This is a genomic window from Xanthovirga aplysinae, assembly GCF_009711365.1.
GTDB lineage: Bacteria > Bacteroidota > Bacteroidia > Cytophagales > Cyclobacteriaceae > Xanthovirga > Xanthovirga aplysinae.
In genome coordinates this window covers 1-2,545 of the sequence record NZ_SMMB01000582.1, presented here as the reverse complement: position 1 = coordinate 2,545, position 2,545 = coordinate 1, and the positions used below count along the sequence as shown (strand labels likewise).

Below are 2,545 nucleotides of genomic sequence, written 5' to 3'. Positions count from 1 at the left end.
ATATGGTGAAATATTCGATACTTGGTCCCTGGTTTTTTCCTTGGGTGTACTTTAGGATTTTGTTAAAATCTGTGGTTGAATTTCTAAAAGGAAGGATATGGCGGGAAATCGACATAATAAAACCACTACGAATAATCCTTAGTCAAGGCTTAAAGAAAAAGATTACCCTATTAATACTAATTTTTTTTACAGGAGTGGCAACAACTACCCTGTTGGCCCAGAGTACAATAACCAATTGCAATGATGGAATAGATAATGACGGAGATGGTTTGACAGATTGTTTTGATCCAAGTGAATGCCCAAATGGTTGCGAAAACTTCTATTTTGGTTTGCCAGAAGCAGATTGTCAAGTAGTGCCAGAACTCATACCTGAATTTAAGTTGACAGTCCATAAGACTGATAAGGAAAAATATCCTATTGATCAGCGATCCGGAGTATTTGTAGGTGATTTGGATGGGGATGGTATTCCTGAAATGGTGGGAAAACGTCCTGATGAGGCAAAAATTCAGATTTTTAATGGAGCAGACAGGACATTAAAGAAAACTATTTCACAAATAAATAAAACGCATGCCTTTTCACAGCTGGCAATTGCTGATGTGGATAGAGATGGTGATGGAGATATTTTTGTAGTAGAGGACGACAAAATATTGGTTCGATATGAGTACTCTACAGGATATGTAGCCACTTCTGATGAGGAAGTCTTCCATAAGCACCAGACACCTCAACTGGCTGATTTCAATCAGGATGGGGAACCAGAGGTCTATGTGGGAAATAGGATTTTTAATGCCTTGACTTTAAACCGATTGGTGAATGATGAGGGGGCCTCTAATCAGGGACGACCGGCTGGGTTGGGTAGTGGTGATGCTTATGCCTTAGCCTACGATGTATTTAAACCGGGGGATAGCAAACCAGGAGGGGAGTTTTTTGGAGCAGAAGCAGGGGGCCTGGAGTTAATCGCAGGGAATATCGTTTATTTAGTGGATTTAGACCATGGAACTCTCACCAAAGCGGCAGAAGGGGAAATCTCAGAGATGAGTAATGCGGACGGGTTCACTAGTATAGCCGATATGAATGGGGATGGAAAAATAGATATTATCGTAAGTGCTACAAATAACTCAGATAATGCTGCAGTTTATGTATGGAATCCCTACACTGAAGAACAGTTGGGGGCCACGATTGAAATAAGTTATGAGCCTAATGCCGAGGGGTCTACTGCCGGGCGGCCAAATGTTGGGAATTTTGATGATGATGATTATATGGAAATTGGTTTGGCTTCCCATCATCAGTATAATGTATTAGACTACAATCCAGACTTAAAACAGTGGGAAAATAAAGGAACCATAGGTGCAGATGACGGATCCAAAATGACCGGTAGTACCCTATTTGATTTTGAGGGAGACGGAAAAACTGAAATTATTTATTCGGATGAAGGCAATTTATATATATGGCGTTGGGATGGGAGTACCTTTAAAGAAGTAGTAAAAGTAACGTCTGAATCAGGTACTCGTACCGATTATCCATTAATAGCGGATGTGGATGCAGATGGGCAGGCCGAGATTATCCTTACTGCCCAGGACTTTAATGGGCCAGATAATAGTACAAAAGGTTATATTTCTGTCTACGAATCGGCTAATGCATCTTGGGTTCCGGCAAGAAAAGTTTGGAACCAACACGGCTACCATGTGACCAATGTTAATGATGATTTGACGATTCCGACCCATCCCCAGCCAATTGTCTATGAATCTGTTCCTCCAGGTGCAGATTTTACCAAGGAAGATTATAATTCAGCTTTTAATGGATTTTTGGTACAAACCACCTTCCTAAATAATAAAGGAGAGCCTGTTTTTCCCGCTATGGACTTTAATTTGGTTAGTGTAGAAAATCCGGTAGTTTGTGAATCGGAGGGTACTTTCAGCTTGACTTTTACGGTAAGGAATGACGGAGACCACCCTATTCCTGCCAACACCTCCGTAACCTTATTTGATGGTGATCCTTATAACTCCAATCCTAACAGGCTTAAGGTCTTTGAGTTGGGGGCCCAGCTTGATGTAGGCTCTGATGCTATTAATATCACCATAGAGGATATCGATATACCTCAAACTTTAAGTGGGCTATATTTATTAGGCAATCATAATCCTAATGATCTTACTGATGGCTCTCCTATTGGTATGCCTTTAATTGCTGATAGGGTTAATACCATATATTTGGAGTGTGATTATACTAATAATATTTCTTCTTTTGGGATAACCGAAAATCCATTGCCGGCGTCTCCAGTAGTTTCTGTTCTAAATCCTTCAATTTGTCCCAACCAATCTGTAAGTCTTAGTATTGAATTGCCAAAAGCAGATTTTAGGTATATCTGGTATGATGAGAATGGGAATGTTTTGGCTGACGATACAAATACTTTTACAACTGAAGAAGTTAGTAATTCGGTAATTGTTTATGTGTTGGCTAAGAATAGAATTACCGAATGTGAAAGCACAAAAACAAAGGTGGAAGTTGTTTTAATGGACGATCAGTCCCCTGAGTTGAATTTACCAAATGA

1 protein-coding gene is annotated in these 2,545 nt (G+C 40.0%); it reads left to right on the top strand.

Translation table 11 applies throughout. From position 1 onward, the window contains the following. Nucleotides 1-194: 194 nt before the first annotated feature. The coding region (locus E1171_RS24700; RefSeq protein WP_222931357.1) for an FG-GAP-like repeat-containing protein at nucleotides 195-2,545 on the top strand (2,351 nt) is incomplete at its 3' end.